This is a genomic window from Paenibacillus ihuae (assembly GCF_001368795.1).
Taxonomy (GTDB): Bacteria; Bacillota; Bacilli; order Paenibacillales; family Paenibacillaceae; genus Paenibacillus_AQ; species Paenibacillus_AQ ihuae.
On sequence record NZ_LN831198.1, the window covers coordinates 2100630 to 2106057 of the forward strand.

Genomic DNA, 5428 nt, shown 5'->3' on the forward strand with positions numbered 1-5428 from the left:
ACGGACGGCCGCTGGACCTTCATGGGGTGTATGATCAGGCCGGGGCTGTACTGGAAGCCTGGTTCCCCGGCAGTGAAGGCGGAGCCGCTCTGGCGGATCTGTTATACGGCAAGGTCAATCCTTCGGGCCGCCTGACCATGTCTTTCCCTTATTCTGTTGGCCAGGTTCCGGTGTACTATAATTCATTCAGTACCGGACGGCCGAAACCGGCTGTGGAAGATGAGAACCGATATGTCTCCAAGTATATCGACAGCCCGAATGAACCGCTTCTGCCTTTCGGTTATGGACTTAGCTATACGGCCTTTGCATATGAAGGGCTTACGCTCTCGTCAGATACCATAAAAGAGGATCAGCCCATTGAAGTGAAGGTGACAGTCACCAATACGGGCAGTATCACCGGAACAGAAACCGTACAGCTGTATGTGCGTGACATTTCCGGTGAGGTTGTAAGGCCGGTCAAAGAGCTTAAGGACTTCCGGCAGCTTGAATTGGCTCCGGGAGAGAGCAGTGAGGTTATCTTCTGCCTTAAAGAAAAGCAGCTTCGTTATCATCATAGCGACTTGAGCCTATCCAGTGACCGCGGGCAGTTCCATGTCTATGCAGGCGGCAACAGCCGTGATGTGCAGACAGCCGGATTCCGGCTGCTTAAATAACGGAAATGTGACTACTCATAATAGCGGTGCGAAGCCGTAATAGATAAGGAAGTGAATAGAAATGACAATCACAACGAATTCCAAGGTGTCACTTCAAAAAGGCGCGCTGAAATTTACGTTCCTGAACAGCGGCGATCTCTACCAGGCAACCGCCGGCACAACGATGATTAATCAGTTGTTGTCAAACAGTGTGGACGGTGCGCCGGGAAATATTTATGCGCGACTGCATCTGCCAGGCGGCATTCAAGCGTTTCCGCTGCTTGGTGTGAAATCGGGCAGCCGTTTCCGCCAGGATGGTGAGCGGCTCGTATGGCAGGGGGAGATCTCTGTAAGCTCTGAGGTTCAGGGCCTTCAGGAGGCACTCCGTTATCAGGTTGTCTTTACATTAGCTGAAGATGATGTGTGGTTCTGGGATGTGAAGATTGAAGGAAGCGGCGTAGAGCTGGATGTTCTTTATACCCAGGATGTAGGGATTGCCTTACCGGGGGCTGTTACCAGCAATGAAGCTTATTTGTCCCAGTATATTGACCATGCTGTATTCAAGGATTCAACTAACGGCTATGTAGTCTGTTCCCGTCAGAATCAGCCGCAGGGCGGTGAATTTCCTTATCTGCAGCAGGGCCTGCTGGGCGGAGCAGCCGGATACTCCACTGACGGCTTCCAGTTTTTCGGGCTGTCTTACAAAGAAACCGACACACCGGAAGCTTTGTTTCAGGAGAATCTGGCCAATGAAATCTATCAATATGAATTTACCTATACTGCACTGCAATCAGCTAAGCTACCGTTGAATGGTGAAGCTACCTTTACATTCTACGGATTGTTCCGAGCAGACCATCCAGCGGCAATCACTGCGCTGGAGTATGCCGATGCTGTGCAGGCTGCCTGGAGCAAGTCTAAGAATCAAGGGAATGCAACAGTGGAGGGGGGCTGGCTTGAACGCACATTTACTGCCCCGCAGATTGGAGCACCTCTGCAAACGGAGTCGATCTCTGAAGCAGAACTGGATTCATTGTTCCCTGAGCGGTTTCAGGAGGAACGGGCCGACGGGGAATTACTGGCCTTCTTTACCGAAACCTATGAGCATATTGTCCTTAAGCGCAAAGAACTGCTGGTGGAACGTCCGCACGGACATATTCTGATGAGCGGGAACAATGCAAAGTTGAACGTTGAGGTAATGACGACTACCTCGTATATGTACGGAATATTCAATTCCCAGGTTGTTGTAGGCAATACCAACTTTCATAAAATGATGTCGAATGCCCGCAGTGCACTGAACATCTATAAGACATCAGGGCAGCGTATCTATGTGGAGATGGACGGGCAGTATCGTCTGCTGACGATGCCCTCACTGTATGAGATTGGCTTCAATTATGTCCGCTGGTACTACAAGACAACTGAAGATACCTTGGTGATTACCAACTATACAGCAGTCCATTCCCCGGAGATCAGACTGCATGTCCGTTCCGCGGCCGGGAAGGCATATCGTTTCCTTGTCAGCAACCAGATTACAATGAATGTGGCGGAATATGAAATACCTTACCACCTGTCAGAGGATGCGGACGGCGGACTAACCTTCCGTGCAGACAAGGCAGGAATAAGTGCTGCCGTGTATCCGGAGCTGGCTTACAAGCTTATGCTAGAGGGAGCCGGTTATCGGCTGGGCGATGAAACACTGCTGGCAGCCGGGGCTGTTCCAGGCAGTGCTTCGCTGGTTGTTCTTGAACTTAATGCAAGCAGCGAGTGGACATTAACCTTCCAAGGGCTTCTTGATGGACAAACAAGTTCTCACGGTATTGCGTCGTTTGAAACCGAGAAAGCGGAATATCGTGAGTTTTTTGCCGGGATCATGAATGGCTTCAAGCTTACTAAGGAAAGCGGAGCTGATGGTGAGCTGTTCAAGGTAAACGCTCTGGCCTGGTGGTACACCCATAATATGCTTGTTCACTACTCTGTACCACACGGCCTGGAACAGTATGGCGGCGCTGCCTGGGGAACGCGGGATGTCTGCCAGGGTCCGGTGGAATATTTCCTCGCGACCCACAAATATGAGCAGGTCCGGGAGATTCTCCTGACGGTCTTCGCCCACCAATATGAAGATGACGGGAACTGGCCGCAATGGTTCATGTTCGACAAATACACGGCGATCCAGCAGGAAGAAAGCCACGGCGATATTATTGTCTGGCCGCTTAAGGTATTAGGCGATTACCTGCGGGCAACACGTGATTATGCTGTGCTCGATGAGCAGATTCCTTATACGCGCAAACACAGCTTTGACTTCACGGAGCGGACATACTCGCTCAGAGAACATGCAGTGAAGGAACTGGACTACATGAAGTTACACTTCCTGCATGATACGTTCCTCTCCTCCTATGGAGATGGGGACTGGGATGACACCCTGCAGCCGGCGAATGCCCAACTGAAGCAGTATATGGTCAGCAGCTGGACGGTAGCGCTAACCTATCAGACCGTTCTTGGCCTGTCTGCAGTTATGAAGGAAACGGATGCTGGCTGGTCCGATGAGCTGCGCGCAATGGCGGAGGGGATCAAAGGCGACTTCAACCGCTATATGCTCGGGACGAAGGTTATTCCGGGCTTCCTCTACTTCGAGCATCCGGAGCAAGCCAAGCTGTTGCTCCATCCAGAGGATAAAGAGACCGGCATTCAGTACCGCCTGCTGCCGATGACCCGCAGTATGATCGGGGAACTGCTTACCCCTGAACAGATGGAGGAGCATTATAAGCTGATTCAGGAGCAGTTCCTCTGCCCGGATGGCGTCCGTCTGATGAATCATCCGGCCCAGTACGCCGGCGGGGTCAGCACTCACTTTAAGCGAGCAGAGCAGGCAGCCAATTTTGGACGTGAAATCGGGCTGCAATATGTACATGCACACATCCGCTTCGTCGAAGCGATGGCCAAGATCGGTAAACGGGATCAGGTATGGAAGGGGCTGGCTACCATTAATCCGATTGGTATCCAGGATGCCGTTCCAAATGCCGAGCTGCGCCAGAGCAACGCCTATTTCAGCAGTTCAGACGGCAAGTTTGCCAACCGCTATGAAGCACAGGAACGTTTTGGAGAGCTGCGTGACGGAACGGTTCCGGTAAAAGGCGGCTGGAGAATCTATTCCAGCGGTCCGGGAATCTATATGAACCAGCTGATCTCGAATGTCCTGGGCATCCGCGAGGACGGCGGCGATTTGGTCATAGATCCTGTATTACCTCCTGAGCTTGACGGCACACGCTTTGATTTTGAATACGGCGGTGCCCCGGTATCCTTTATTTATCATTTAACGGAGGGGAATCTCCGTTCTATCTCAGTAAATGGACAGGAAATACAGGCTGAGCGGCTGCCCAATCCTTACCGCCTTGGCGGACTGCGGATTAGCCGTGAAGATATTCAGCGCCTAGGCAGCAAAGAAAAAGCGACAATAGATATTTATCTGTAACAACAGCAGCGGCATGGGCGTAGCTTGTATCCGGATTACGGACCAAGCAGCCCATGCCGCTTTTTTAACTCATCTTCATTTTACTTGAATACGGCATCTACTCCAGAAATGAGATCACATTGTTCAGCCGAATGACATCAACTGGCGCAACCTTCAAGGTGTTCAGCTCATCCCCGGAGCCTCCATAAATGTAATCCAGAGCAAGCAGGCTAATGTCAAAGATGCATGGCAACCCGTGTCCGATCAAAGGAATGGCACCGGGAGAATATCTTGTCCTTTCCACAACATCTTTTTTATCCGCCATTTTTATTTTGGTGTAGCCGAAGGCTTCTTTCAAGTAACCAAAATCAAGACGTCCCCGCTGCGTGCTGGCAATAAGTGCGGTTAAACCCAGATTAGTCTGCAAAATGAGCGTCGGCGCAGCTTTCTTAATATCGAAATAGTGTTCAGCATCCCGTGTTGAGCGAATAGGCGTCTGATGGGCAATAATCTCGAAGTTACAGTCATTCTGCAGCAGATAATGTTTCAACTCCTCAAGCGTAAGCATCTAATTCACCCCCTCAAGATACGTCTTCATGGGTAAGTCGAAGTAGTTCAGATTCATTGCTTCCCGTACTTCATTCATGGTCTCCCGGGCTATGCAGCGTGTATACTGTGTTCCGCTGGCCAATATCTCATCTACAAGCTTGGGTCTGGCAGCATAGTAAGCCCTGCGTTCACGCATCGGGATGAAAATCTGTTCCAGTCCGGCAGTGATCCGCTCTTTACAGGCGGCACAGCCTATTTTTCCGTGCATGCAGCTTTCCCGGATATCTGCTGACTCCAGCGGAAGGAAAGCCCGGTGATAAGCAAAAATGGGACAAATCTCCGGATGCCCTGGATCGTGTTTATGCAGACGGGCCGGATCTGTTACGGCTTTTTTTATGATGCGGGTGACTTCTTCTGCAGACGAATCAAGGGTAATGGTGTTGCCGAGACTTTTGCTCATTTTGGCATTGCCGTCTGTGCCGATCAGCCGAGGCGTTTCGCTTAGCAGTGCCATGGGCTCGGTAAAGACAGGCTTATACAGCTCGTTGAATCTCCGTACGATTTTGCGGGTAAGTTCCAGATGCGGAAGCTGATCGTCGCCGACGGGTACAACACTTGCTTTGCAAAAAGTGATATCTGCTGCCTGGCTCACCGGATACCCTAGAAATCCGTAGGACATTTCATCAAAGCTGCTGCTTTTCGATTCCGCTTTCACCGTTGGATTATGCCGCAGAAGATTTACAGTGACAAACATGGAGAAGAACACAGTCAGTTCCGCAATTTCCGGGATCATGGACTGGAT

4 protein-coding genes are annotated in these 5428 nt (G+C 50.9%); 2 read left to right on the forward strand and 2 right to left on the reverse strand.

The window, feature by feature from the left end; genetic code table 11:
• The coding region (locus tag AQR02_RS33895; protein WP_245237260.1) for a glycoside hydrolase family 3 C-terminal domain-containing protein at positions 1–653 on the forward strand (653 nt) is incomplete at its 5' end.
• Between the two features lie 61 nt (positions 654–714).
• The gene (locus tag AQR02_RS09455; protein ID WP_054940347.1) at positions 715–4098 is read left to right on the forward strand and encodes a GH36-type glycosyl hydrolase domain-containing protein; all 3384 of its coding nucleotides are present in this window, start codon (positions 715–717) and stop codon (positions 4096–4098) included.
• Positions 4099–4195: 97 nt separating this feature from the next.
• On the opposite strand, the gene AQR02_RS09460 is transcribed toward AQR02_RS09455, so the two are convergent.
• Both AQR02_RS09460 and AQR02_RS09465 read right to left on the reverse strand, forming a co-directional pair.
• The gene (locus AQR02_RS09460) at positions 4196–4645 is read right to left on the reverse strand and encodes an aminoacyl-tRNA deacylase (protein ID WP_054940348.1); all 450 of its coding nucleotides are present in this window, start codon (positions 4643–4645) and stop codon (positions 4196–4198) included.
• Positions 4646–5428 (reverse strand): tryptophan--tRNA ligase (locus AQR02_RS09465; RefSeq protein ID WP_245237262.1); only part of this gene is annotated, 783 nt, incomplete at its 5' end.